Origin of the sequence: Tardiphaga sp. 619_E2_N8_4 (assembly GCF_051810905.1) — a bacterium.
Lineage (GTDB): Bacteria > Pseudomonadota > Alphaproteobacteria > Rhizobiales > Xanthobacteraceae > Tardiphaga > Tardiphaga robiniae.
The window spans coordinates 2260302-2285758 of sequence record NZ_JBPWQJ010000001.1 but is presented as its reverse complement, the minus strand read 5'-3'; the positions used below and the strand labels follow the sequence as shown (position 1 = coordinate 2285758).

The window sequence follows — 25457 nt, the reverse complement described above, 5'->3', positions numbered from 1 at the left end:
ATAAGAAGAGAGAGGAATGGCTATTACCCCGCGCGCAAGTGACAGCGGTGACACCTCCTGTCATGGCCGCATCTCCTTTGCTGACCGACGCCGTTCGGCTTCCAGGGTGATTTCAGCTCGAACCGCTAAACGCCGGGTGGTCTCGGCACGCTTGATCTCTTTAAAACGGCCGTCGTGTACCGCCCGGTTTACGCGCCACTCACCGCGAACATGATTTGTGAGATTCACCCAATCGTTTTGCGCCAACGTCGCCATAACCGAAAACAGCTTCGGTCGCTTCTGCGCTCCTCTGAGAGATCGGTACGCGCGTCCGATCTCGCGGGCGTTGATTGTCTTCAGTTCCCGACAGAGGATGTAGCCAGCCACCCATTTGACGTCGCCGTCGTCCTGACCCATGGCCATCACGGTGCCGTACACATAATGAGCATGGCTGTAGAGGAACTCCTCAACGTACCGGCGCGCTCGAACTGCGGTGACGGCGGAAACTAGGGCCGCCGGCGGTATGCCTAGAGCGGGCTCGAGGCTCGAGGCCCACTCGATGAGGTGAAAAGCGAGGCAGTATCGGCCGAACTCGTTCGGAGTTTTGCTCAGCCATGTCCGCAGCCCTGAAGCAATATCTGGCCGGCGACCCTCGCGTTCAGCGAAATCGTTGATCGCATCCAGCTCACGGGCGGCCTCGGGCGAGAGTCGATAGTCTACAGGCTCCAGATCGGCCAGCGCATGAGCCACCCTGGCAATCGATTCATCAAGGGACCGGTCGTCGGGGATGTCGGCCCCCCGCCCCGTTTTCCGAATGATGACCAACGCGAACCGTTGGAGGAAGCCGTCGTCTGTCAGCGTCGAGGCGATCTTGCTTAGTTTCTCGTCTTGGATAGTGCCCAAGATCGACATGGCGAGCGATGGCACGATCAATGTCCCACTCGATTTTCGGTCGATCGCATACGGTTTCCCCTCCTTCGCTTGGAGAAAAAACGGTTTGTCCTTGCTGCCGCGCACTCGGTAGGCATCCATGCCCCCGATCAACCCCACTAGCTCATCGGAGTGAACGAGAACGGGAGCCTCGGCCGGGCCGTCGTGAAGAACCAAACCGATTGCTTCGGTCGTGGCATCGTTGACGATCTTGCGCCTCAGCTTCGGTGCCGCGGCCAGCGTTGCGTCTGCCAGACTGTCGTCAGGAAACAGCACGACGTCTGGCGTGAGCGCTTCAGCCTGTTTCGGTAAATCTTTTGGCCGCTTCTTTGAGCGGTTCGTGGCAAGTTGCGTTCTTTCGAATTCACCTAGCGCTTTCGCGAAGTCAGTGCGCCAGGATTTTTCCACCGCCTCTGGAAACGCCATCGCCGCATTGACGGCCGGCGACTTTGCCGTCCCAGGATCGCCAATAATGGCAGTCCAGATGATGCTCTTTACAGTCCAGGAGTCGCTGTTCTGCCTCAAATGCAAATTGTTGCCGGCTGGGACGAGCGAGCTTAATGCTGTCACGGTGGCAGCAGTCATGGCACCAGCGCTCACGCCGAGGCGGTTCGCGCGGTCATCGGCGAAACGACTGACGTAATCTGGTACGACGCCCGAAAGATCGTCCCCAGGTTCACTATCATGCTCCCAGAGGTCTGCCGGCTCGCGCGCATCGTCGCGGAGCTCGACCCCTTCAACCGACTCAAACTCAACCTCTGCGCATGCGATCCCAGGGGGATCCTGAGCATAGGTGTAGGCGTTGTTCACCCGCGTTTCGACGTGCTCAATGCCCTTTGCCTCAGCCGGCGGCCAATGATCCATCATCAGCTCGAGGCATTTGTCTCGACTGATGCCCCAGCCCCGGACTCTGCAGGCTACCGTATACGTGCCGTGCTGGGGTGCAGTCGTCGCGAGCCAGTGAGCTGCAGCGCGGATGTTCTCGTCCGTGTCCCACTCGACTAGCGGCTCGTCACGGCTCAATGCCGATCGATCGCGTGGTCTTCCGCACAGTGCGGCATAGACTTCGCTCAGGACGCCGATCGAATGGCTGTTCGACAACGTGTACGGATTACCGCCGACGGTGCTGCCGGGCCCGACGACATACCCGCCAACTCCGCGCACATCGATGCCTGGGCCAAGCTTGGAATTACTACTCCCGACGGCGTATGGAACGATATAGTAACGGTGTTCACCGCCCGAAGCGGTGCGAAACGTCAGGGTCGGCTCCATTGGGCCATGTCGGGCCTCAAGCTCCGCGATGGCGCGTCGACCTGGTTTTCCGTCCTTGACGTCGATGTCGATGACGACCAAGTAGCCATTCAGCAGCGGAACGCCGGTCCTGATGCCGACATTACGGTCGGCTTTTCCGTCCGGCCACATGGCGCGGATCTTCGCAGGGTCTCTGGTTGCTAAAGCTTTCCAGTCTCCCTCAAGCGCGGGCTCCTTTCGTCCGGAAATCAGGGGGAAGACACTGAAGCCGCTCTCCGCAAGGCCGAGCGCAACATCGAGATTTGTTGAGCCAGCCATCACACCACCTCGCTTTCGGCAAAGCGGACGATTGCAAAGCGATGACGCGGGCGAATGCGCCGTCCTAGATAGTCAGTCCAGATAGCCACTTGGTCAGGGGAGCAGCGAAAGCTGGCTTGGATGGGTGTCACAACGCGGTGGGGCTCGCCGGCAGGCCTGCCAGGCAGCTTGTCTACGCAAATGAGCACGGCTTGGGAGAGCTCGATAGCCCAGTCGATGATGGAAGTACGATAATCTTCCGGAAGACCCGAGGCAGCTTGGAATACGCAGGACGGTGACGTCGTAAATTCAAACTCTGCCGTATCCGGGAAAACATCGGGCCTACCGACATTTCTGATTTCCTGCTCGATCTCACGACGAGCTTGGCGTCCAAAGCCTTCGCCTGGCGCGACGAACAACTTAAAGCTTCTGTCGGGGTCGCTGAAGCAAGCAAGGCGTAAGCCAGGGCTTAGTCTTCGCGAGAAATCGCGTCCGTCGGCGCCTTCATTGCCCTCAAGAACCGATGAGAGGTTTTCAGGAATTTTGACAAGGGGGTTTCGTTGAGTCCGCTCGGCGGACGTGTTATGTTTACGCAAGTTATCATCCTGGCCCCGTTCGACCTGGCAGTCGGCGGGGCCATTTCTTTTTGGCGCCGCGTAAACGGGTGTCGGGTTTAATTCTTAGGCCGTGCGGCCAGCTCGTCCTCCATGGTTTTACGCCCGGGAGCCTGCACGCGGTCGGCGGGGCCAACGTGCTCGAATGAGAGATCTGATTTTTGTCGCTCCTAAGCCTTGGAGCTGACGCACGTGGGCGGCGAAGCCACGGCCTGTCATTGCCCGCCGATGGCGAGCGGTCGTAGTTACGCGGCGACGCCAGCGAATTTCAGGATGGCGCCGACGCTATAAGTTACGCGGCGTGGGCCGATCCGTTCAGGCTTTGGATCTTTGCCCTGCGAGCGCCAACGCTCCAGGGTCCGCTTGCTCACACGCAGCACCTGCGCAGCCTCATCTTCAAGCAAGAGGGTTTCGGGATCGAGGCGCGCGATGGCGCCGAGTGTGAGTTGACCGGCGAAGGCCTTCACCTCAGGTGAGGTGGAAACGGTCGCGGGGCCGTGGGCTTTTTCCATAGTCACGTCCTTTTGGGTGCGGAGGCGTGGCTATATAATGGGAGCAGTGCGGGTTTCTGTCTCCCCTTGTAAATGAAAATATACTCGGGCGCTTGTTTGCCTCGGCTTTACCATTGGGTGGTTGGCGATCAGGCCGATTCCATCGCGGCTAGTTCGACAACACCGGCGCCGCCCTCTCCCAACATCGTAGAAAGATGCGACGCCCAAAGTTGCGCAGCGTGCACGCGCTCTTTCCATCGCGGCTCTCGATCGTATGTTTCGAGCAGCTCCTCGCGGATGTGGTTGAGCATCATTTCGGCCAGTTCGGTCTCGACTCCAAGCGCCTGGAGGCCAGAGCGAAATGTACGGCGGCAGTCATGGAGCGTGAATCGCGTGTCCGCCTTCGCGACTAGGCCGGGGTGTCGCTTCGACCACCCAGTCATGGCCTTGCCGCCATTGCCGGCGAAAACATAGTCACTGCCAACCCACTTCTTCTGACGCTGGAGGATGGCAACAGCGAAGGTGGGAAGCGGGACGCGGTGCTCGCGCCCATTCTTGGTTTGCGACGCTGGAATGGTCCACACGCCCTTTTTTAGATCGAGGTCGGCGCGACTCATCAGCGCCGTCTCTTTCCTGCGTTGGCCGAGCAGGATCAGAATCCGAACGTAGTCACCGTACGGCGAAGGCACCGCGCTGCATGCGCGCCAGATTGCTTTGACCTCTGCTTCTGCCAACGCACGGCCGGTGCGCGCGGTGTATTGAGCGCGGGTCTTCCGGTCGCGGCGCCAGCCCGCCAACGGATTGGCGCGAAGCAGCCCTCGGTTGACCGTCCAGTTTAGGAAGGTGGCTGACTTCGAGCGCAAATCTTGCGCAGTGCCTGGCTTCTTGCGCGCCTCGAGCTTCGCAACTTGATCTGCGACCATTTGCCGGTCAATCGTCTGAACGTCGATCTTGCCGAGCGGCTTCAGCATCTCGCGGCGAAGCAGCGACATAATATGCACCGCGTTCACTACATGCCGCGCCTTCAGGTGCTTCTCATATTCATCGAGGGCGTAATCCAGCCGCGCGGCGTCGCGGCGGCCGAGCTCCTTGCGTTCCGCTTGTGGATCTGCGCCGGCGGCGATCTGCCCAAGATACTGGCGAGCTGCATTGCGGGCGTCCGAGAGGCGCACGGATCCGACCTCGCCCAGGGTCATGCGCCGCTGCGCAGCCTTCCGACCGCCGCCGGCGCGATAGAAGAGGATGAACAGTTTGCGACCTGACGGCCAGCAGCGCACGCCGAAGCCGCGAATTTCACTGTCCCACAACACCACCTCGCCGGTGGCTGGAGCCTTGAGCGCCTTGATACGCTCTTCTGTGAGGTTGACGCGATCAGCCATTACAAGGCTCCAACAGCAGGAAGCACACCGGAAGCACGAGACTGCGGGTTTGTGCGGGTTCGTGAGCTTCAGTGTCTCACGAACCCTCTAATTTTACTATGCTTTGGCGGGGTGCTTAGGGCGGGTGCGTTTTCGAGCGAGAACGGGGCACACTTTTGGTAATGGAGAGGTCGACAGTTCAATCCTGTCTGGCAGCACCATCATTTTCCCTTTGATATCAACAACCTACTGAGTGGGTTGAGCTATTTGGGTCGCTCCTGCTACACGCGGGTGTTACACAATGGCATTGAGAATGACCTGTCCGACCAAGCGAAAAGGCTCCGAGAACTGGCACTTCCGGAGACGTATCCCAGCCGAGATCCGCTCCATACTTGCCAAACTGCCAAAATCGCAGCGACCCAAGAACTGGTATGCCACTGAGATCGCGATCTCACTTGGAACCGCCGACCGGGCTGCAGCCAAGGCGAAATTCCCAGAGATCGCTGACGAAGTTGAAAAAACCATGGCGAGGCTGCGGGCCGGTCCCGTGCCTTTGACCCCTAAGCAGATCAATGCCCTCTCCGGCGAACTCTACGGGGCCTTAGCGGAGGGCCTCGAAGAGAACCCCGTTCTGACCGCCGAACAATGGCTTAAGGTCGCCACCAAGAATGAGGAGGCGCGTCAGGGCCGGTTTGGGATCGCCCCACTCCAGATCCACAGGACTGCAGAGGAGCGTCGTCGGGCTTCTATGGAGGCCCGCTTTGGGAAGGTTACGGACACCTTCCTTCGTCAGCGAGGACTTCACATTGACGCAGATAGCCGATGGCGGCTGCTCGAATGCGCGTCCATCGAACTGTCAGCCGCAGCAAAGAAGCTCGCACGGAATGCCAACAACCACTACGAGGCCGACACCTACAAGGCTAAGTTTACGAAGTTCGTCCCCGCAAGAAAGGACGCCGAAGGTTCTCGCACTTCACTCACTGCCCTGCTGAACGCTTGGCATTCTGCCGCGCTCCTCCGCATGACGAAGAGGGATGCGGACCGTATGAAGAGTCGGATGGAGAAATTCATCGCGTTTCTGGGCCACGACAGCATCGAGCGCACGACCACCGACGATGTCATCCGGTGGGCAGAACACCGCCGCCGGACGGCAAGCTTCGCAACCGTCAATAACTCCGACTTGGCGTCTATCAAGAATGTCTTTGGCTGGGCCGCAAAGAAACCCCGAGCGTGGATCGAGAAGAACCCTGCTGCAGGCGTGAAGGCAGAGGGCAAGAAGAAGGCCCGAGTGCGTGAGCCTTTCTTCGATCAGAGAGAGATCAGCGCCATTCTGAGCGCAGCGCTTGCGGTCACCAAGTCGAAGCGGGGAGCCCCGAAGACCGACGCGGCGAAGCGATGGGTGCCGTGGCTCTGTGCCTATTCGGGCGCTCGGGTGACGGAGATGATCCAGTTACGCAAGCAAGATGTCCGCAAGGAGCGAGAGGGTTGGATCATCCGACTGACACCAGAGGCGGGCAACATAAAGAATGATGAGTTCCGAGATGTGCCGGTCCACAGCCATCTAGTAGAGCTGGGCTTCATCGACTTCGTGAACGGTTCTGCAGAAGGCCCGCTGTTCTGCAACGTCGGCAAGGATGGCACAACCGCAGGTCCGGCAATGGGCGTATATCAGCGGATACGCCAACTCGTACGAGGCGTCGTGAAGGCCAAGACCATCCAGCCGAACCATGCTTGGCGATACACCTTCAAGACTATCGGCGTAGACGCTGAGCTCCCTAAGCTCGTCATTGACGCGATCTGCGGGCACGCCCCAAAGACCAAGGGGGACGAGTACGCCCGTATCACCATGAAGGCACGAGCGGCGACCATGAACAAGTTTCCGCGTTACACGCTGCAAGCAGAAGCCGACTAGATCGATCAGCGTTCTACCGCCGGTCATCATCATCGGGATGAACCCACGGGAGGCGGGACACGCTCCTCTCTTGGGTCAACCGGATCAACCTGACCGGGGGCCTGTAACGGATGTTGCCGCATTGCTCACACCGGAACGATGCCTCCAGCTTCCAGACCGGCGTGTCCCGAGGGCGGCGGACATGGACAAGCGGGATGCTCGCCCTCGTCTCACAGCGCTTGCACATTATCTCCAACCAATCGTAGCCACCGTTGAGGCATTCAGCGATGCTTGGAGAGGGCTGTGCAGGGCCACCGAAGCCTTCCATCTGCTCCGACCACAATAGGCATGCCGTTCGGTCACGCTCACGCATGGCCTCGACAGCGCGTTGAGCGGCATGGTTGGCGTGAACCTTCGCCGCCATCACGCGGTCACCGAAAATGCGATGTCTTGTCTTGCCACCCATGGCCCAGAATGAGCCCTCTTGGCGACGAGGATCAATCCACTACCATTGGCGACAAGTGCCACGGCAGCACACAAGAGGCTGGTCAATGTGTAATCTCTACTCGATCACACGCAACCAAGACGCGATCCGACGCCTGTTCAGCATCGTCAACGACACGACCGGCAATCTCCTCGCCCCTCCCCGCCGTGTTCCCTGACAACCCCGCTCCAGTCGTTCGTGTCGTCAACGGAGAGCGTGAGCTGACCATGATGCGCTAGGGCATGCCGACCCACCGCAATTCGGTGGCCCGCCCGTCACTAACATCGACTTGAGCGCCTTGACGGTCACCCCCGCCGTTGTGTATCTGTGAAGGGAATATATCCCCTTCCAATCGTAGAATGCCTGCGATTGGCAACTGATGCAGATCATCAAGGGGATCACAATGCGCCGCAATCGTACCAACCGTGCCAATCGTGCCATTCACGGGGTAACTCCTGCAGCAATCACCAACGGCCTCAAGGCTGCAGCCAACCCTCTGCGCATGCTTTCGGTCGGTAGTTACTGGGCAGAGTTCGACGAACCTATCCAGTTACTGGACGACCCGCTCGGCACCTTCGCTGCTGATGCAAAGGCACTGATAACGCTCTGTGAGAGGCACAACATTCTTTACATTCCGGGCCAAGAGCCCGCTTTCCCGGTCTGGCTGCTGCGAGAGTTCTATCCGAGCAATCCGTGACGCCCGGCCGCACGATTGTTTCGCCAGCTCCATCATGGGTGGGCGACAACGATAGGCCACAACCCTAGCTTGGAATAGGTTGCACTTCTACACTATGCGCTCCCCTCCGTTACCCTATAGGGACACTGAGGGGGGCTGTAGGTTCAGTGATCATGTCTGGAGGTTACCTTTGGGGGTCCCCAATACGAATGGACCACCCGATAGAACTTATGAAGGTGACGGAGGAGACAGCAGCCTGAGTGGAGCACATGAAGCCGGTAGTCGTTCTTGTCGGCGGACTGACTCGACAAGGTGTTATCGACCTGCTCCCGAGAAGCGGTTCGACGCTGCATCGCAGGCGCACTCTATCGCGCTCCATAGGGCTTCGGTCTTCTCGTCGAGGAAGCAACTCCCGGTATCGTTCAGGGCCCAGATTGGATTAGAGAGTCGCCGGTGCGCGTTCTGCTCGAATCGCAGGCACACCTGCAGGTCACTCCCAAACGACTCAGCGCGGCTCTGCGAGTCATCAAGAGGCATCGGATGGAATGGCGGTGACCGCGTCAATGCCGACACCGTGGACCGCCCCTCGTCGTCCACCATGGGTAGAAGACATCGCTCAAACTGCAACCACCCCGATAAGGTTGCACGTCTACTATTTCCGCTCCCCTCCGTTACCTTATAGGGACACTGAGGGGAGGTTAAGGTTCACTGTAGTGACACCGGGGTCCCCAATAAGGATGAACCTCTAACAGTGTTATAGTGAGGTGACCCTTAGAGAGGCACCGAGAGAGCACTGAGAGTGTCCAGTACGAATGAAGCACCTAGGGTTCAATACGAATAGAGCCCCGATAGGATGCATCATGCCTTGTGTCGATAGGGGCCAATGCGGCGTCATGATCAGCGGCGCAGGCACAACACATTTTGCGGATAGTTGGTGCCGCCGCGTGAAAGGCCGTTTGATGAGAAGCGGCTCAGCCAGTTTCCCCGTGCCGGGGGTCGTTCCTAATAATGTGCCACAGCCCTGAGACTTCCACGATCACCCGATAGCTGACGGCGTCGGCGCAGCGCTGGCACTTGCATCACTGTGGAACGGCACGGGCCAGCCAGCCACCGAGGGGGGGGCACCGGGTTAGGCAGGTCACCCGCTCACGCCCGTGCCGTCGCATGTCGCTCCGAATGCCCTGCTGTCGCTGCCGGTAATCGGCACCCGCTCTTCCACTTGCCCACCTTATGATGCTGACGCCACCGTGCGGCGCTCAGGAGGGTTTGTTCGTGGTGCAGGGCCGAGCAGGGCATTCGGAGCGGCGTCTCAGCCGAGCCCTCAACATGCTTTGCTTTTTAACGGCCAGCGACAGACCTTCGGTTCAGTCCGACGAGCGCTCCAAAGATGACACCGACGCATATCGGCATTCCGATCATCGACAGGGGCGACACGAGCAACTGCATTAGCACGGCATAACCCTTGCCATCAGCCTCGCTTGCCGCCTGAGACTGCAAGAGGCTCGTCAAGAACACGGCTAGGAGCACCCCGGCCACCGTGACCTTGAGCCATGTGATGCCCCTCGGAAGGCGCTGCGCTGTGTAGGCCACTGCGACCGCCGGAAGCACCGTGAGTGCGATGAACAGCAGAATGATGGACATGTTGGGTCCAGCTTACCCCAAACGGTTTCGGAACGATGCGCAGGGCGACGCGCGGATGTCCGATCAGCGGATGGTGAGCCTCACCAGAGGGCGACATTTGACCGAGCAACCTTCCAAGCGACTATCGCGGCGCAGATGATCGCAACGGCAGGGCTGATCACCAGCTTGATGCCCCAATAGACTATGGCGAAGCCCGGTCCATCGGCGCTTGGGTTCGTGCTGGAAGCTACGGCACTTCGGACAATGTACTCGGCAGCGAATTGCCCCAGCAGCACCAGTAGCAGCGCCACTCCGAAGAACGAGAGAACAACAAGCAGAAGTCGCCCCGGTCCCATACATTTCTCCAAAGCCCGAAGCACCGTAATGGCAACTCGTCAACAGGTCATAACGTCGGCCAGCGTTGTGCAATCGAGGCCAAATCGTCCGTTAGGGTTTAGGTTAAAGGACGTCGAAAACGGAGATAAAATCGTGTCCGCAAGGGTTGATTTTAATCAGCGGACTCTATACTCAACGGACGAAACCCTAACGAACAGAGAGTTTGTCCGTGGCCACCATCCTCTACGCCCGCGTCTCCAGCAAAGATCAGACCTTCGAACATCAGCGTATTCAGGCCGAGGCCGCAGGCTTTAAAATCGACCGTGAGCTTGCCGACCATGGTGTATCAGGTGTCAGCACCCGCCTTGCTGACCGTCCCGAGGGCAGGCGTCTGTTCGACATCCTGCGAAGCGGCGATACGCTCGTCGTCCGTTGGGTTGATCGGCTAGGCCGCAACTACGGGGACGTTTGCGATGCGATTCGCGAGTTCATGCGCAGAGGCGTCATCATCCGCACGGTCATCAACAACATGACGTTTGATGGCGCGACCACCGACCCGATGCAGATGGCCGTTAGAGACGCCCTGATCGGCTTCATGGCAGCAACCGCACAGGCCAATGCCGAGGCGATCAAGGAAGCCCAGCGTGGCGGCATCGATTATGCGAAGAACAACGAGGCAAAGACGAAGTATCGAGGACGGAAGCCGAGCTTCACACGGGACCAATTCTCTGCGGTTTGCGGCCTGCTGGAATTATCGACCGGCGTGGGCCAGATCGCATCAGCCACCGGCCTGAGCCGCCAAACCATTTACCGGATTAGAGATGACCGAACTGCAGCGGAAGCGGCACTCAGGAGCTGGTCAGCATGAGGTCCTGCGCGGCATGACGACCTATGCGGCCTAATCAGTGTTTTTGCCTATTACATCTGAATGGCGACTATCGCGGCACATGCTGCAGTTGCTTCGCGACAACGGTTATCAGTGTTTTTTGCTGCGCATGACGCTCTCTTGAGGTCATATTTCTTGAAGGGACGACCTTACGTTGCTACTAACAGAGCCTCAGATTGACGCGCCCGCATGCCATTCAACTTAGTTCCTTTTGTTCAACCAGGACTTCAAGCCTCCATGAAATCGCAATGGTCGTCTTAACTCTCAAGGCAAAGAACGATCATTTACAAAGAGTCGCGAGCACCCGCGACAATATTAAGGCCGTTGCAGAATATGTTTGGAATGCGCTCGACGCCGACGCCACTGAGATAAACGTTGAGCTCAGCCGGACATCGCTGGGCGGGATCGTGGGCATCGTAGTGCGCGACGATGGATCAGGCATCTCACTAAGCCGCGCTGAGCACGATTTCGAGAGCTTAGGCGAATCCTGGAAACGCAACACCGCACGAACACCCAAGCGCGGACGGGCAATACACGGGAAAGAAGGCCAAGGAAGATTGCGCTTCTACTCGCTGGCACAAAAGGCCCGTTGGACTTCGGTTTATGAGACCAAAGAGGGTCGTTTTCAGATCAAAATCGAAATAGACGCCGATCATCTGCAAAACAGCTCTGTCTCGGAGCCGGTCGCCGTTTCGTCCGACGAGCCGACAGGAACGGTCGTTGACCTCTCACCGCTAAAGAACACCTTTGATTGGCTTGGCGGCGACGAGGCTCGATCGGAATTTGATTCAACGTTCGCTCCCTACATACTGCAATATCCTGACGTCAAGATTGTCTACGATCAACATCCCGTTGATCCTACAAGAACTATCGAGCATTCTTATCAATTTCCATCCCAGCCTATAATCTGCCCGGGCCGCACGGTTAGCGATCTAACGTTGCGCGTCATTGAGTGGAAGTCGCACGTTGCCGAGCGGAAAATCTACTTTGGTGGAGAAGCGGGCGTCGTCCTGGGCTCGCTGCCCGCAAGTGTCACCGCGCCCGACTTCACTTTTTCAGCCTATGCTTATGCGCCCTTCTTCAACGAGATCGCTAAAGCTAATTTGCTTGAGTTCGATGGCGGCCTCACGGATCCAGCTTTTGCCCGAGTACTTGAGTACATTCGTGACACACTGGGTGACTATTTTCGTGCGCGGAAAGCAGAGAAATCCGGCGAGCTTATCCAAGACTTGAAGGATGCAGGCGTCTACCCTTACGAAGGCGATCCTCGCGACGAAATTGAACGACACGAACGGCAGGTCTTTGATATCGCTACGCACGCCGCTGTCTCTTATTCAAAAGACTTCAAGAAAGCCGACAACCCGCTCAAGAAAATCGCACTCGGCCTACTAAAGGAAGCGCTGAAGAATAATCCAGAGTCGGTAACACGGATCTTGAAGGCAGTCTTCAATCTACCCAAAATCCGACAAGATGAGTTCTCCCAATTGTTAGAGAGAACGGAGTTGGGCAACATCATTTCAGCATCCAGCTTAGTTGCTAACCGAATAGTTGCGTTAGAAGTTCTTCGTGAGATTGTTTTTGAACCGAAGCATCGAAATACCATCAAGGAAAGAGGCGAGCTCGATGCGCTCATCCGCGACAATACATGGATCTTCGGCGAAGGGTTTCATCTCACAATGTCCGAAGCGGGGCTGACAAAAATTATGGACCGCGTGTCGGGGGAGCTTGCGTTAACTCGTAAGAGAGGCGCTAAAGTCCGCAAGCTCGACGGACGAATTGGCCGAATCGACTCATTCTTGGGGCGAGTTATTCCAAGAGAGAACGCCAACCATCATGAATATCTCCTCATCGAACTGAAGCGCCCATCTCTAGAAATTGGGCGAAAGGAAGTCGATCAACTTGAAGACTACGTCAATGCAATTCTAGCTCAGCCTGATTTTATCGGCACCTCCACTCAGTGGCATTTTTACCTCGTAACGACCAAGTACGACGACGTGGTCAGGGAGCGCATCACTCAAGAAAACCGTCCTGTGGGGCTATTCATCGACAAGCCCAATCATAGAGTTTGGATAAAGTCATGGGCCGAGCTGATCCGCGAGTGCGACGCCCGACTCAAATTTGTTCAAGAAAAGCTTCGTATCGAGGTGTCTGCCGAAGAGATTCAAGAAAGAATTGCTCGGCTGAGAACGTCAGTTCTGAAATCATCCGATCAGCCGCAGTTTGATCCGCGTCGAACGGGCGAACTTCAGTTTGATTACGACAGCGATGCCGCGGTTTGCGTCGATAATAAACAGCCTCAGCCCAGTTCATAGGACTGCGTCACCCCCCTCTTCACGTCTGTGCGTACAGCAGGTCTCACGATCGAATGAAAACAATTAATGCCCAAACCTCGCTAGCTCGGCTCGCGCTTGCGAGCTCTGATTCGATACGGGGCGGCTCAGCAAATTTTTTGGCGCTTATCTCGTGCAGCAAGAGCAAAGGTGGCCACAGGGACATCGCCCGAGATATGTACGTATCCCCCTTGTATCGCAAATCAGTGCAGCTGGCCGAGCTGTGGGGCGTTCCGTTTTACATCTTGTCGGCGAAGTACGGATTGCTGCATCCTAATGACTTAATCGAGCCGTACGAGCAGACCCTCAAGACAGCAACCAAGAAGGAAAAGCAGGATTGGGCTCGGCGAGTTGACCAGCAAATACGGGAGCTTCCGCGCAAGAAACTTATTGTACTTGCTGGAGACGATTATTTTGCTCCACTTATTGAGGCCGGCAGCGATGATCCACTAGATTACTTTGCGCCAATGGGCTCGCTATCTTTAGGGGTACGTCTTGCCTTTCTAAATGAGGCAATCAAGCTCGAGCGCAGGCGCAGTGCGATTGAGGCGGCCTACGCGCTTTTTGAGAAAATGTCTGCATTGCAGATGCCCCCCCGCTTGAGTGACCTATTAGCAACCGATCTTCCGACACACGGAGTGTATTTCTTCTTCGACGAGACGGAGACGACAAGATTTTCAAACATTATTCCGCGACTTGTTCGTGTTGGCACACATGGCGTTTCCGCTGGATCGACCGCCACTCTTAGAAATAGGCTACGAACACATTTTGGAACGCGAGCCGGACAGGGCAATCACCGAGCCTCGGTTTTTCGCCTTCACGTCGGCCGCGCCATCATCGAGCGCGAGAATCTCCAGGAGCAATTTCCGAATTGGGGCAAAGGCCAATCGGCTAATCGGGACATCACCGATCGCGAGTCTCCGTTAGAGATGAGAGTCTCCCAGTATATCGGAAATCTTCGCGTCTTAGCTATCCCGGTGCTTGATTCCGCGGGTAAGAGCAGCATGCGAGCGACGATAGAGCGCCAATTCATTGCAATGTTCACCGAACATCTTTGTGCACTAGAGCCCGCAGACCCAAATTGGCTTGGGCGATTCTCCGACAAGCCGAGCATCAGAGAAATGGGACTTTGGAATATTAGGGACGTTGGAGAACAATACGACCTTAAGTTCCTCACGTTTCTTGAAGCATATTTAAGTAAGAATAGTCACCGCCAGCAGAGAGGATAATATGTCTAGCGGATCTTCCCTTGCCAGCGCTATAAATGACCAACCCAAGTTGCCACTTTGGCTTACACACCTTTGGCAGCGGGCATCCGAACACAAACGCTTAGGTCTCGTATTAGGAGCTGGGGTATCGTTCGACGCAAAAGTCCCGCTGTGGGGCACGCTGGTCGGCCGACTAGCGGAAGCCGCTGGTATCTCCGAACAAAGGCTAGCAGATCACCAAAAGGAACGCTTTCCAGAGACGTTCCTTGCCGAGATCCTCTATCGGCACCACCATGCAGATCATACGAAATCCGCGGGCAATCCCCGCGAGCGCTATCACGAATACCGCGTCAATTCGGCGTGGAAGCAAAAGATCCGAGAATGTCTCTATAAGGATGTCGGCAACAAGACGTTCGAGGAAATCGCCAAGGAGCACATTTACCTCAAAAGCCTAGCTAGCTTGGTCTGCAAATCCGGTTTCACCGTGACCTTGAATTTTGACGATATCGTCGACCAAGCAGTGACTTCGCATGTTGAGGAAATTCTGACTGCCGCGCCCGAAACCGCCATAGCCAATCCCGAGATCATTTATTATCCAAAAGTAGAAACACGGAAGCACGCTCCCGTCATATATCATATCAACGGCAGTCTTCCGCGCGACCAACCGCGACGGAGCAGCGTGAATGTTGTGCTCACGGAGGACGCATTCGCGGATGTGATGCTTTCACCAAACTCTCACAACGCAGAGTATGTGATCAATCAATTCGCGGTGCGGACGTTCGTTTTACTTGGGCTTTCGCTGAGCGATAACTCCCTCAAAAATATTCTGAGGTCGAGCGCAAAGCGAAATCCCGCCAATCATCATTTCATCGTACTCCACGAACTCGACAACAATCCGAGATCACCTGAAATCCGATCTGACATATTCGATGTAAACCTTCATGTTTACAATCTGATCACGATATTCCTGACCACGGCGCAGCATAAGGAGTTCATTGACGTACTGAATTCTTCTTCAGCAGCCCAATTTGACGAGATGCTCCTCGCTCTTGGAGCGCAAAGCACTATACACAGAAAGTACTACATTGTCGGATCCGTTGCTTCCGGAAAGAGCTCGACGGTCGATGCACTGCGCTGTTTCACGACGTTCGAGGAGTTTAGCGGTCGGGTGCCGAAAGAGATGTATCAGGACGACACGAGTCTCACTTCAGATGAGCAAAAAATTGTCGACGACTACCTCTTCCCCAGACTGATCGAAAAAAACCGAAACATGATGCGCCCAAACTCCGGTCTGCGCGTCATGGACCGCGCGTTCCTTGATTTATTCGCTTTCTCGAAGAATGGGGACAAGGTCGAAATTAAAAGAAAGGCCCTTGAACTAAAAACTCGTATTGAACAGTACAACAAGCCGTTCGAGGATGGACACTTGTTCTACCTCGGAGCATCTCCTGATGCCCTTGAGGAGCGCCTGCTACAACGCAGCTCCGCAAAAGAGGCTGACGGAAAATTCGGTTTTGAACTAGAGACGCTCAAAAAACAGGACAAGGCTCTTAGGCAAATCTATCGGATTCAGGATGAACATATACTCGATACGAGCCACCTTACCACTGGCGACGTGGCCAAGGCGATCGCCAGGAAGATCCTGCTGGATGACTACCAAGAATTTGCGTTCGCAGACCGCCTCCGAGAAATTATTGACGCGGACGGGACACTTTGATTTCTAATCGACCCAACATCTATCTTGCTGGCCCGCTGTTTTCTCCCCAGGAGAGGCAGTGGAATGTCCTGCTACGCGACAGCTTGACGGGATTTGCCGACGTTTACTTGCCCCAAGAAGATGGCTCTCTTCTTGTAGACCTCGTCGCGAACGGCATGTCTCTGGAAGAGGCGAAGAGTTTCATCTTCTCGAGCGACATCCGCGCGATCGATCGATGCGACATTCTCCTAATCGTTATGGACGGCCGGGTAATCGATGAAGGAGCGTGCTTTGAGCTCGGATATGCCTACAGTCGCGGAAAAATATGCGTCGGTGTAAAAACGGACGTGCGCTCTCTGCTTCCCGTTGGCGACAACCCGATGATCGACTGCGCGCTCCGCAAGATATTCCGAGATATTGATTCTGCTTGTGATTGGATTCGGCATCGGCATTGGGAACAGCATTGAGTAAATCAGCTGCACTCGTTTTATTCTCGGGCGGGCAAGATTCTGCCACGGTTCTTGCCTGGGCTCTCAAGAACTATGAGAGGGTCGAAACGATTGGCTTCGATTATGGCCAGAAGCACACCGTAGAAATGAAGCAGCGGACTATCTTTCGATCGCTTCTGACCGATCAATTTCCTGATCTGGGTGCTCGGCTAGGGCCAGATCACGTTGTGGCACTTGATTTAGCCGGTCAGATCGCGGGCAATATCGATTCATTCGATGTATCGCGAAGTGAGATGCTTCTTCGGAAGAAGTATATTCCCGGGCGGAACCTCATCATGATGTCACTGAGCGCAAGTGTTGCTTTTCGCCGCGGGATTGAAACGTTGGCATGTGGGGTCAGTGAAACCGAATATTCGGGGTACCCAGACTGTCGGCGGCAAGCTATGAGCGCGATAGAGGTCGCGCTCGATCAAGCGACTGGCTTTTCATGGGCAATACAATGCCCCCTGATGGACTTGGACAAAGCTGGAGTCTGGCGACTGTCTCATGCCCTTGGCGGTGGCGCGTTGCTCGAACTTATCAGAGAAGAGACTCACACATGCTATGAAGGCGTGAGAGAAATACGGCATCCTTGGGGATACGGATGCGCACGTTGCGATGCTTGCCGACTTCGAGAGAAAGGCTGGCGGGAGTACGCAGCGACGTCCGTATAGCGGACCCGGCACTTGCATTGATGGAGAGTTACCAGCCGGTAAGGTTGGATACGGCCGCGGTTATCGTCTTGGCACGCTCACCTAAGAAGGCATCGTAGTCGTCATTCATTGCTGCCTGGAACGCCTCAGGAGAAACCAGGTTAGACGCCAGCACCTCGTTAAGCTTTGAACCAAGCGCCTGCACAACCTCCTTGAGGTAGTCCGAGGGGGCACGGTTAGTGATGCGCTTGTTGCTCGCTGCGGTCAGCATCACGAAATTGCCAAGGACATTCGCCTTCCGCACTGCCACGCCCTTGTTCTTGACAAGGTAGTCTCTCGGGAAGAAGTGGTGAAACTCCTTGGTGTTGCCGTGGAACAGGGCATCTCCCGTGTCGATCTTTTGTGAAGTCAGGAGGTCGGTGGGCTTAGTGAATGCCAGCAACAGTATAAGGATCTTGGAATGCGCCGCATTCGACCGAAACTGCTGTGCGCTCCAGATGCCTGGGCCGGGGTCTTGGACGACGCTATCGATGGTGCTCGCCCGCCCCGCTGCGAATAGTTGGACTGCCTTTTGATCCGAGCTCATATTGCCCGTATTCCAGCCGCCGAAGTAACCCGCGACCGCCGTTCGCCAGAACCACGTCCTCACTGCCGCGAGTTGCTCAGGGGTGAAATGCTTGATGAGGCGGAAGACCTCCGCAAGAACGACAACCTGATTGACGTAGGGGACCTGCTTATCGGACGGAATGTGAAGCTCGGTCGTCATAAAGTCTACGGCACGACTGAACGCATCTTTGGTGGCAACAACGGCGGCTTCAAGTTCATCCGAAGAGTGCTTTCGTAGCAGGTCAATGCTCGCCTCCGAGAAGCCTCCACCGGCTGCTGCCGAGATGCTGCGCAGGATCGCTTTGCGTTCAATACCTCCAAAATACTTGGCTGAAAGCTCGTCATTGATGCTGGTGATCGCGTCGATCAGGTCGAATGTCTCGCTCCACGTTGCGGCACGCATGAGGTCAACGATGGTCAGGGGAGTGCCCCTGCTGTTGATGCGTTCGAAGATGGGCGCTACGGCTTCAATCGACATTTCATGCAATGTCACTGTGGCGACCTTGTAGTCCTTGAAGCGGTCGAACAACTCCTTCGCGTTCTTCTCCAATGTGGTTACGTCGCTAGCTTGCAGCGTGCTGAGGCTGGAGACATGCTTGAAGTACGCGGATGGATCAGTGAGCTTGTTGAGGCGCAAATGATGCAGCGGCGGATCGTCCGATGTTGTCAGGTGAAGGAACGTCTTCTCTCGCAGATCGAATGCGAGGTTCCAGCGACTATTCGGATTGCCGCCCTGCCAGTACAAAGCTCCGCAGATCGTCGAGAGCCGTTGCTGTCCGTCGAGCAGATAGTTCACCGGGTAGTCTTGCTGTGTCGGAGCTATCTCAAGGTCCGCAATGCTCCGTTCGCTTCTCAAGAGCTCGCGACTTCGCCACAGAAGAACGCTTCCTATCGGATAATTGTTGGCGATTGAATCAAGCAAGTCGATGATCTGGTGCTTTTCCCACACGAAGTCGCGCTGGAACTTGGGAAGGAGGATGTCGCCCCGCAAGATGCGCCCTGCGAGCTCCTCAATGCGGTCAACCGTTGGTTCTGGGGCTCGGGATGGAACGACGATGGTGGCGCTAGTCTGGGCAGTCGAATCAGGTAGCTTCGCCATGCTCGCTCGCTTTGTAGAATCAATTTCATGCACCTTATACGGGTCAGTTGGAGCGAGCCCACTGCTTTGCGCGGTGACATCCCCAGCATTCAGCGTTCGATCGAACTGAGCCTCTATAGTGAGAGCGATTGAATCAGCATCATAAAGGTGACAACTGCCCACGACGCTGCTACACAACAAGCCCGAGCGACGCTAAAAAGCTTAATGTAATCAACGGGTAAGGTGCTTATTTCGACAGTTCAATCCTGTCTGGCAGCACCATTTTCCCCTGTTAAATCAATAAGCTCTCCGGACCGAGGGGCCTGACAATCAGGCACCTCGCGGTAGAACAGAACGCGAATCGCGGTTCAATACGGGAACATCCGGGGCTCTGTTCCCTGCCCGTTCCAATCGCTCGGCATAAGCAGCCATATCACCGGACTCAAACGAACTTGAAACAGCCCCCTTCGCGGGGGCGGTACGCTTGTGGCTTTGAATGATGGACCAAAATCGAGATGACCGCTGAATCCCGCCCTAACCGGCGGGTTTTTCGTTTGGCGCACATAATGCCTCTGCCGACCCCCTCGAACCGTAGAAGAAGAAGATGCGATCGGCCGGCACGTACCGCTCTAGCCGGAAATCGTGGAACGGTGCTACCCGCAGCACACGAACGATTACACTCCATGCGGCAGCTTCGGAGCCGCGGCATCTCAATGTGACAGGGAATGCGCCGCCAAAGATATATCGCCCCGCCCCTGCTTCACCAAAGCATTCATGAGTGGCAATTCGGTCGTCGACTTGATCTGCTCCATCGTGAACATTGACGACACATCATGCAGATCAATCTTGGCGATCAGCCGCTGATAAAGATCGTCGTAGGCCCGGATGTCCGAGACCACAGCCCGGATCAGATAATCCACGTCGCCGCTCAGGCGATAGAAATCGACCACCTCGGGGAAGCTGACGACGATTTTCCGGAAACGCTGAACCCACTCCGCGTTATGCTGGTTCGTTCGCACGGCGATGAAAACGCTGACACCCAAATTCAGCTTGTCTGCATCGAGAAGTGCAACGCGTCGCTTGATGTAGCCAGAGCTTTCGAGCTTCTGGATGCGACGCCAACACGGCGTGGAACTCAGGCCAACACGATCAGCCAGATCCTGCATGGAAAGGCTGCTGTCTACCTGGAGTGCCGCGAGAATTTTGCGGTCGAGCTCGTCGAGCATTGTGACCTCCGATGAAGGGTGTACGCAGAATATTTCTGCCGTTCATTGCCATCGTGACGCAATGCTATTGCGAGATTTGAAAGTTCGCGAGCATAAACAATTATCATCGCTGCGCATTCGAGCAGCAGGCTGGCGTCAAAAGTGACGCCTCCGCTGACGCAGCGCCAAGATGAATTCGCCACCGTGTGTCGTGATATCGACGCGTTGATTGAACGCGTGGCCTCTTACAGCCGCTGGCCACCACTCGCATCGATCTGCTGGCCAGTGACCCAGCCCGCTTCGTCCGACGCGAGAAAGGCGACGACCCTTGCGATATCGTCGGGTTGCCCGACCCGGCCGAGCGCGATTGTCTCAGCCACTGCGCGGCTGGCCACCGGATCGCGCGCGACGATGTTCATGTCCGTCGCCGTCGCACCGGGCATCACGGAATTCACCGTGATCTGTCGACCGCCGAGATGAACGGCGAGCAAGCGGCTCAGCGCTTCCAGACCCGCTTTGGCCGGCGCATAGGCGGCCATGGTCGGATAGGCCGAACGCGTCCCCATCGACGAGATATTGATGATACGTCCGCCATTACGCAGATGCGGCATCAGTGCCTTGATCAGAAAGAACGGCGATTTCAGATTGGTCTGCAGCAGAAGATCGAAGTCGTCCTCGGAAATATCCTCAATGGTCGCGCGTTTTCCGACGCCTGCGTTGTTAATGAGAATGTCGAATGCAGGGCTGCCATGGCGCTCGGTCAGTTCGGCGCCAAAATCCGCGGCCAAGGCGGCTGCGCCACCGCGTTCCGAGAGATCGGCCTTGATGGCAAAGGCATTGCCGCCAGCGGCGGAGATGGCCGTCACCGTCGCATTCGCGGCATCGACCGAGGCGTTGTAATGAACCGCAACGGTTGCGCCATCCTTCGCCAGGCGAAGCGCGATCGCCTGACCGATCCCCCGACTCGCGCCAGTGACCAGCACGATTTTTCCTGCCAGCCCGCTCATGCGGACCAGCCGTGACTGGCTTCCAGGCTCCGCGCCCTGTCGATCAGCGCCTTGCGATCGATCTTGTTCGTGCCCGCCCAAGGCAGTTCGTGGACGAACTCAACCCGCCGCGGGTGCTGATATGCCGGACCATTGGCGATCGCAAACTGACGGATGTCGTCGAAGCTCGGCGTGGGCTGCTCGCGCGTGACAATAAACGCAACCGGCACCTGGCTCCGTTCCTCGTCGGGCAACGGCACTACTGCCGCCTGCTGGATCTGCGGGTGACGCTCCAACAGCTTTTCGACTTCGCCCGGATAGATATTTTCGCCGGAGCAGACAAACATGTCGTCGGCACGGCCTACGAAGAAATAGAAGCCGTTGGCATCGCGGCGCATCACATCGCCACTGTAATACCAACCATCGGTCAGCACCTTGGCGGTCTGCTGCGGCAGATTGTGATAGTGATCCAGCACTGCTGGATTCCGCATCAACAGCACGCCTTCATTCTCGGTACCATTGACGAGCCGGACATCTTCCAGACGGATCGGATAACCTAGCCCCAAAGGCGGCGTCGGAATCTTGTCGGGATGCGGACCGAACACGGCCGGCCCTGCTTCAGTCGTACCATAGCCCATCGTCATTACGACGTTCGGCAGCGCCTGCTTGATCCTGTCCCACAGACCCATGGTCATCGGCGCCGACCCAAGCATCAGGCGACGAACCGAGGTGATATCATTCTTCGCTAGCAGTTCCGTTTCCTTGACGACACGAGCCCACATGGTGGGAACGGCCGTGGCGGCGGTCACCTTGTACTTGGCGATGGCCTCAATATAGCTGCGGGTCTCGAACGACAGCAGCACCACCACAGACGCATTCTGAGCGAAGATCGTTTTGATAGCGAACAGGCCATTCATGTGAAACAGCGGCTGCGCGATGATGTAGCGATCATCCTGATTGAGCGCACCGCTGGTCCGCGTCGAGATCGCCCAAAGCTGGCCGTAATGCGATAGCGGTACGCCTTTGGGGCGGCCGGTGGAGCCGGAGGTGTAGAGCATCTGCCCGACCTCTTCCCGCGTCGTCTCGACGGCGGTGAACGAGGCAGGCTTGATGGTCGTAGCAAAGCCGCTTGGGCCGTTATCGTCGAAATTGATGACGGGAATGTCGTCGCGCACCATCGGCCGATTGGCGTTGTCGACGAAGGCCAGCGCGATCTTCGCGTCGTCCATCACAAAATCGACCGTATCGCGCGCAGCCTTGATATTGACCGGAACAGCGATGCATCCGGCGCGCATGATGCCGAAATAGCACATGATGTATTCGGCGCGATTAAGCGACAGGATCGCGACATGCGTGCCGCGCTTGTAACCACTATCGACAAGATACTGGGCGACCCCGTTTGCCATCTCGTCGATCTGACGGTGCGTGTAGCGCCTGGGATGCGCGGGATCGATCAGATCGATGACCGCCTCCCGATCAAGGTCACCGCTGCGATCGATCAGGTCACCGAGATTATTCCACCGCATTGGCAATGCTCCACTTCTGAGAACTCAATTGGCCACCCGCGCGACACGCGGCAGCGCCGCGGGTTGTTCAAGCAGATCGTAGTGACAGGCCACCTTGCGGCCATCGGAGACATCGCGCAGCATCGGTCGCTCCTCGCGGCAAAGCGCCTGAGCGTAGGGGCAGCGCGTATTGAAGCTGCAGCCTGGCGGCGGATTGAGCGGGCTGGGCAACTCACCCTGCAGCACGCTGCGGGTGCGGCTGCGTGCGGTGCGCGGATCGGCGATCGGCGCGGCGGCAAGCAATGCCTCCGTATAAGGATGCGCCGGTCTATCCCAGACGTCCTCGCTGCGGCCTGTTTCGACGATCCGACCGAGATACATCACGATCAGCCGGTCCGAAATATGCTCGACGACCGAGAGATCGTGCGAGATGAACAGATACGACACGCCCGTTGCCTGCTGCAGGTCCTCAAGCAGATTGATGACCTGCGCGCGCACCGAAACGTCCAGCGCAGATACCGGCTCGTCGCAGATGATTACCTTGGGCTTGAGCGCAAGTGCACGCGCAATGCCGAGACGCTGGCGCTGGCCGCCAGAGAACTCATGCGGATAGCGCCGCATCGCATCGGCCGGTAGGCCCACCTGTCCCATCAGCTCAATGACACGATCCTTGATATCACGGCGCGACCAGCCGGCGACGCTGAGCGGTTGCCCGACGATGGTGCCGACGTCGTGGCGTGGATTGAGCGATCCATAAGGATCTTGGAAGATCATCTGCATCGACTTCCGCGAGGCCTTCAACGCGCCTGCCTGCATCCGCGTGACATCGTCACCATCGAGGAAGACGCGTCCGTCGGACGTCGGCACCAGGCGCATGATCGCCTTGCCGAGCGTGGACTTGCCGCAGCCGGATTCCCCTACCAGCCCGACAGTCTCGCCGGGCTCCAGGTCGAAACTCACATCGTCGACCGCCCGCACGACGCCCTGTGCGCTCTGGTATTGGACACAGAGACTAAGCACCGATAGTAGCGGCATCGCGCGATAACTCCTTCTCGGCAGCAAAACAGGCGGCGGAACGGTGCGGTAGCAACGGCGCCAGCTGTGGTCGCTCGGCACGGCAGCGATCGAGTACATCGGGACAACGGTTCTGGAAGGCGCAGCCCTGCGGCAAATCGGACAGCGCCGGCACGTTGCCCGTAATTTCGACGAGACGACTGCCACGTCGGCGCTGTGCCGACGGCGTCGCCCCCAGCAGCCCCCGCGTGTAGCGATGCAGCGGCCGCTCGAACAAAGCCTCCACCGGCGCTTCCTCGACTTTGCGGCCGGCATACATCACGGCCACCCGGTCGGCGACTTCGGCAACCACGCCGAGATCATGGGTGATAATCATAAGGCCCATATCGGATGAGGACTGCAACTCCTTCATCAGTTCGATGATCTGCGCCTGGATAGTAACGTCGAGCGCAGTGGTCGGCTCGTCGGCGATCAGGAGCTTTGGCCCACAAGCAATCGCCATGGCGATCATGACACGCTGGCTCATGCCACCAGACATCTGGTGCGGATAATCGTTGAAGCGGCGTTCCGCATCCGGGATACGCACCCGGCGCAGCAACTCGACCGCGCGGTCTCTCGCCTCGTGACGCGACACGTCATTGTGGCGCCTGATTGCCTCGATCAGCTGATCCCCGACCGCGACCACAGGGTTCAGCGATGTCATCGGATCCTGGAAGATCATCGAGATGTCCTTGCCGCGAACCCGCTGCATCTCGCGCTCGGACATGGCAGCGAGATCACGCCCCATGAAGCGGACGGCGCCCCCGACGATCTTTGCGGGCGGGTTCGGCAACAACCGCATGATCGCCAGCGCCGTCAGCGACTTGCCACAGCCGGATTCACCGACGATGGCCAGCGTCTCGCCGGCCGAGACCGTCAGCGACAGGCCATCGACCGCAGGCAATACGCCGCGGCGGGTGAACAACGATACCTGCAGGTTCTCAATGGAGAGGATTGGCGTTGGACCGGCTTTGCTGCCCATGATCATCTCAGCGGTCCCGCAGCTTGGGGTTAAGCGCATCGTTGAGACCGTCGCCTACAAGGTTGAGCGCCAGCACAGTGAGCATGATCGCAAGACCCGGCACTGCGCAGATGTACCAGGACGAGCGAATGAGCGTCCGGCCGTCCCCGATCAGCTGTCCCCAACTGGTGACATTGGGATCGCCGAGCCCGAGGAATGCTACAGCGGACTCGAACAGAACGGCGCCCGCAACGACCAGCGACGACAGCACGATCACCGGCGGCAACGCATTCGGCAGGATCTCGCCGAACATGATCCGCAGACTGCCCATCCCCATGGCCCGGCAGGCCTGCACGAATTCGCGGTCGCGCAGCGACATGAACTCTGCACGCGTCAGCCGCGCGATCGGCGTCCAGGTCACCACACCCACGGCGATGGTGACATATTCGATCTTCTGCCCGAGGATCGATACGATCGTCAGCACGAAGATCAGGTTCGGGATGGTCTGGAACAATTCGGTCAGGCGCATCAACAGCTCGTCGACCCAGCCGCCGACATAGGCTGCGGTGGCGCCAACAGTGATGCCGATGATGGTGGCGGTTAGGCTGGCGCAGAGGCCGATCAGGAGAGTGGTGCGCGCGCCATAGGCCGTCATCGCCGCGATGTCGCGCCCGAGCGAGTCCGTCCCGAGCGGATAGCGCGATGACACGAATGGCCAGATTTCAGGACGGCCGACAATGCGCAACGGATTGCGCGGAAACCACCATGGCGCTGCGATGGCGACGCCGATCACGACAAGCACCAGGAACAGTCCCACCAACGCCGCACGGTTGCGGGCGAAACGCCGGGCGAAATCGATGAAGAGAGCGATCATG

General features: G+C 57.4%; 20 protein-coding genes and 1 pseudogene. 9 read left to right on the top strand and 12 right to left on the bottom strand.

The features are described 5' to 3' along the window. Positions 1-60 precede the first annotated feature (60 nt). From AB8A23_RS10845 to AB8A23_RS10830, 4 genes are all read right to left on the bottom strand, one after another. Positions 61-2478, bottom strand: coding sequence for a DUF3987 domain-containing protein (locus AB8A23_RS10845; RefSeq protein WP_439059798.1), 2418 nt, complete (start codon positions 2476-2478; stop codon positions 61-63). Next, a complete protein-coding gene (locus AB8A23_RS10840) occupies positions 2478-3053 on the bottom strand; it encodes a hypothetical protein (RefSeq protein ID WP_439059799.1) in 576 nt (191 codons plus the stop codon). Before AB8A23_RS10840 ends, AB8A23_RS10845 begins: the two co-directional genes overlap by 1 nt. 263 nt (positions 3054-3316) lie before the next feature. Next, on the bottom strand, positions 3317-3583 hold the full coding sequence (locus tag AB8A23_RS10835) for a helix-turn-helix transcriptional regulator (protein WP_439059800.1): 267 nt from the start codon (positions 3581-3583) through the stop codon (positions 3317-3319). A 128-nt stretch (positions 3584-3711) separates the two neighbouring features. Further along, positions 3712-4941, bottom strand: a complete 1230-nt coding sequence (locus AB8A23_RS10830; RefSeq protein WP_439059801.1) for a tyrosine-type recombinase/integrase — start codon at positions 4939-4941, stop codon at positions 3712-3714. 280 nt (positions 4942-5221) lie between these two features. Here AB8A23_RS10830 and AB8A23_RS10825 point away from each other — a divergent pair, with 280 nt between their 5' ends. The 3 genes and pseudogenes from AB8A23_RS10825 to AB8A23_RS10815 all read left to right on the top strand — a co-directional run bounded on the left by AB8A23_RS10825 (position 5222) and on the right by AB8A23_RS10815 (position 7992). Beyond that, the gene (locus AB8A23_RS10825; RefSeq protein WP_439066020.1) at positions 5222-6832 is read left to right on the top strand and encodes a DUF6538 domain-containing protein; all 1611 of its coding nucleotides are present in this window, start codon (positions 5222-5224) and stop codon (positions 6830-6832) included. A gap of 530 nt (positions 6833-7362) precedes the next feature. Then, a pseudogene (locus AB8A23_RS10820) lies at positions 7363-7581 on the top strand (SOS response-associated peptidase); the annotation flags it as partial. 93 nt (positions 7582-7674) lie between these two features. Further along, positions 7675-7992 (top strand): hypothetical protein, encoded by a 318-nt coding sequence (locus tag AB8A23_RS10815; protein ID WP_439059803.1) that lies wholly within the window; start codon positions 7675-7677, stop codon positions 7990-7992. Positions 7993-9309: 1317 nt separating this feature from the next. Here the strand turns inward: AB8A23_RS10815 and AB8A23_RS10810 are convergent. Next, positions 9310-9612, bottom strand: a complete 303-nt coding sequence (locus AB8A23_RS10810) for a hypothetical protein (RefSeq protein WP_439059804.1) — start codon at positions 9610-9612, stop codon at positions 9310-9312. Between the two features lie 544 nt (positions 9613-10156). Between AB8A23_RS10810 and AB8A23_RS10805 the strand changes: the two genes are divergently transcribed. The 6 genes from AB8A23_RS10805 to queC all read left to right on the top strand — a co-directional run bounded on the left by AB8A23_RS10805 (position 10157) and on the right by queC (position 17209). Beyond that, the gene (locus AB8A23_RS10805) at positions 10157-10795 is read left to right on the top strand and encodes a recombinase family protein (protein ID WP_439059805.1); all 639 of its coding nucleotides are present in this window, start codon (positions 10157-10159) and stop codon (positions 10793-10795) included. A gap of 266 nt (positions 10796-11061) precedes the next feature. Then, positions 11062-13125 carry an ATP-binding protein gene (locus AB8A23_RS10800; RefSeq protein ID WP_439059806.1) on the top strand — a complete coding sequence of 688 codons (2064 nt, stop codon included), beginning with the start codon at positions 11062-11064 and terminating at the stop codon, positions 13123-13125. 53 nt (positions 13126-13178) lie between these two features. After that, positions 13179-14372 (top strand): DUF6884 domain-containing protein, encoded by a 1194-nt coding sequence (locus AB8A23_RS10795; protein ID WP_439059807.1) that lies wholly within the window; start codon positions 13179-13181, stop codon positions 14370-14372. Position 14373: 1 nt separating this feature from the next. After that, positions 14374-16068, top strand: coding sequence for an SIR2 family protein (locus AB8A23_RS10790; protein WP_439059808.1), 1695 nt, complete (start codon positions 14374-14376; stop codon positions 16066-16068). Beyond that, the gene (locus tag AB8A23_RS10785; RefSeq protein ID WP_439059809.1) at positions 16065-16514 is read left to right on the top strand and encodes a nucleoside 2-deoxyribosyltransferase; all 450 of its coding nucleotides are present in this window, start codon (positions 16065-16067) and stop codon (positions 16512-16514) included. The genes AB8A23_RS10790 and AB8A23_RS10785 overlap by 4 nt, the downstream gene beginning before the upstream one ends. Further along, positions 16481-17209, top strand: a complete 729-nt coding sequence (gene queC, locus AB8A23_RS10780; RefSeq protein WP_439066019.1) for a 7-cyano-7-deazaguanine synthase QueC — start codon at positions 16481-16483, stop codon at positions 17207-17209. Before AB8A23_RS10785 ends, queC begins: the two co-directional genes overlap by 34 nt. Positions 17210-17237: 28 nt before the next feature. Here the strand turns inward: queC and AB8A23_RS10775 are convergent, their stop codons facing one another. From AB8A23_RS10775 to AB8A23_RS10745, 7 genes are all read right to left on the bottom strand, one after another. Further along, positions 17238-18893 (bottom strand): GmrSD restriction endonuclease domain-containing protein, encoded by a 1656-nt coding sequence (locus AB8A23_RS10775; RefSeq protein ID WP_439059811.1) that lies wholly within the window; start codon positions 18891-18893, stop codon positions 17238-17240. Positions 18894-19582: 689 nt separating this feature from the next. After that, positions 19583-20098, bottom strand: a complete 516-nt coding sequence (locus AB8A23_RS10770; RefSeq protein ID WP_120286971.1) for an Lrp/AsnC family transcriptional regulator — start codon at positions 20096-20098, stop codon at positions 19583-19585. A gap of 224 nt (positions 20099-20322) precedes the next feature. Next, positions 20323-21084: an SDR family oxidoreductase gene (locus AB8A23_RS10765; RefSeq protein ID WP_120286972.1), complete on the bottom strand. Its 762-nt coding sequence runs from the start codon at positions 21082-21084 to the stop codon at positions 20323-20325. After that, positions 21081-22589, bottom strand: a complete 1509-nt coding sequence (locus AB8A23_RS10760; RefSeq protein WP_120286973.1) for a class I adenylate-forming enzyme family protein — start codon at positions 22587-22589, stop codon at positions 21081-21083. The genes AB8A23_RS10765 and AB8A23_RS10760 overlap by 4 nt, the downstream gene beginning before the upstream one ends. Before the next feature lie 24 nt (positions 22590-22613). Beyond that, complete coding sequence (locus tag AB8A23_RS10755) at positions 22614-23603, bottom strand: ABC transporter ATP-binding protein (protein WP_093756967.1); 990 nt, start codon at positions 23601-23603, stop codon at positions 22614-22616. Further along, entirely contained in the window at positions 23581-24603 is a 1023-nt protein-coding gene (locus tag AB8A23_RS10750; RefSeq protein ID WP_439059812.1) for an ABC transporter ATP-binding protein, read from the bottom strand. The genes AB8A23_RS10755 and AB8A23_RS10750 overlap by 23 nt, the downstream gene beginning before the upstream one ends. Positions 24604-24610: 7 nt before the next feature. Then, positions 24611-25456 carry an ABC transporter permease gene (locus AB8A23_RS10745; protein WP_120286975.1) on the bottom strand — a complete coding sequence of 282 codons (846 nt, stop codon included), beginning with the start codon at positions 25454-25456 and terminating at the stop codon, positions 24611-24613. Between the last annotated feature and the right edge of the window lies 1 nt (position 25457).

What these genes read in the sequence shown, in the direction of transcription:
- AB8A23_RS10845 (WP_439059798.1), bottom strand. Translation starts at nt 2,478, where the DNA reads ATGGCTGGCTCAACAAATCTCGATGTTGCGCTCGGCCTTGCGGAGAGC.
- AB8A23_RS10835 (WP_439059800.1), bottom strand. Translation starts at nt 3,583, where the DNA reads ATGGAAAAAGCCCACGGCCCCGCGACCGTTTCCACCTCACCTGAGGTG.
- AB8A23_RS10830 (WP_439059801.1), bottom strand. Translation starts at nt 4,941, where the DNA reads ATGGCTGATCGCGTCAACCTCACAGAAGAGCGTATCAAGGCGCTCAAG.
- AB8A23_RS10825 (WP_439066020.1), top strand. Translation starts at nt 5,222, where the DNA reads ATGGCATTGAGAATGACCTGTCCGACCAAGCGAAAAGGCTCCGAGAAC.
- AB8A23_RS10815 (WP_439059803.1), top strand. Translation starts at nt 7,675, where the DNA reads ATGCAGATCATCAAGGGGATCACAATGCGCCGCAATCGTACCAACCGT.
- AB8A23_RS10810 (WP_439059804.1), bottom strand. Translation starts at nt 9,612, where the DNA reads ATGTCCATCATTCTGCTGTTCATCGCACTCACGGTGCTTCCGGCGGTC.
- AB8A23_RS10800 (WP_439059806.1), top strand. Translation starts at nt 11,062, where the DNA reads ATGGTCGTCTTAACTCTCAAGGCAAAGAACGATCATTTACAAAGAGTC.
- AB8A23_RS10795 (WP_439059807.1), top strand. Translation starts at nt 13,179, where the DNA reads ATGAAAACAATTAATGCCCAAACCTCGCTAGCTCGGCTCGCGCTTGCG.
- AB8A23_RS10790 (WP_439059808.1), top strand. Translation starts at nt 14,374, where the DNA reads ATGTCTAGCGGATCTTCCCTTGCCAGCGCTATAAATGACCAACCCAAG.
- AB8A23_RS10775 (WP_439059811.1), bottom strand. Translation starts at nt 18,893, where the DNA reads ATGGCGAAGCTACCTGATTCGACTGCCCAGACTAGCGCCACCATCGTC.
- AB8A23_RS10770 (WP_120286971.1), bottom strand. Translation starts at nt 20,098, where the DNA reads ATGCTCGACGAGCTCGACCGCAAAATTCTCGCGGCACTCCAGGTAGAC.
- AB8A23_RS10765 (WP_120286972.1), bottom strand. Translation starts at nt 21,084, where the DNA reads ATGAGCGGGCTGGCAGGAAAAATCGTGCTGGTCACTGGCGCGAGTCGG.
- AB8A23_RS10760 (WP_120286973.1), bottom strand. Translation starts at nt 22,589, where the DNA reads ATGCGGTGGAATAATCTCGGTGACCTGATCGATCGCAGCGGTGACCTT.
- AB8A23_RS10755 (WP_093756967.1), bottom strand. Translation starts at nt 23,603, where the DNA reads ATGCCGCTACTATCGGTGCTTAGTCTCTGTGTCCAATACCAGAGCGCA.
- AB8A23_RS10750 (WP_439059812.1), bottom strand. Translation starts at nt 24,603, where the DNA reads ATGGGCAGCAAAGCCGGTCCAACGCCAATCCTCTCCATTGAGAACCTG.
- AB8A23_RS10745 (WP_120286975.1), bottom strand. Translation starts at nt 25,456, where the DNA reads ATGATCGCTCTCTTCATCGATTTCGCCCGGCGTTTCGCCCGCAACCGT.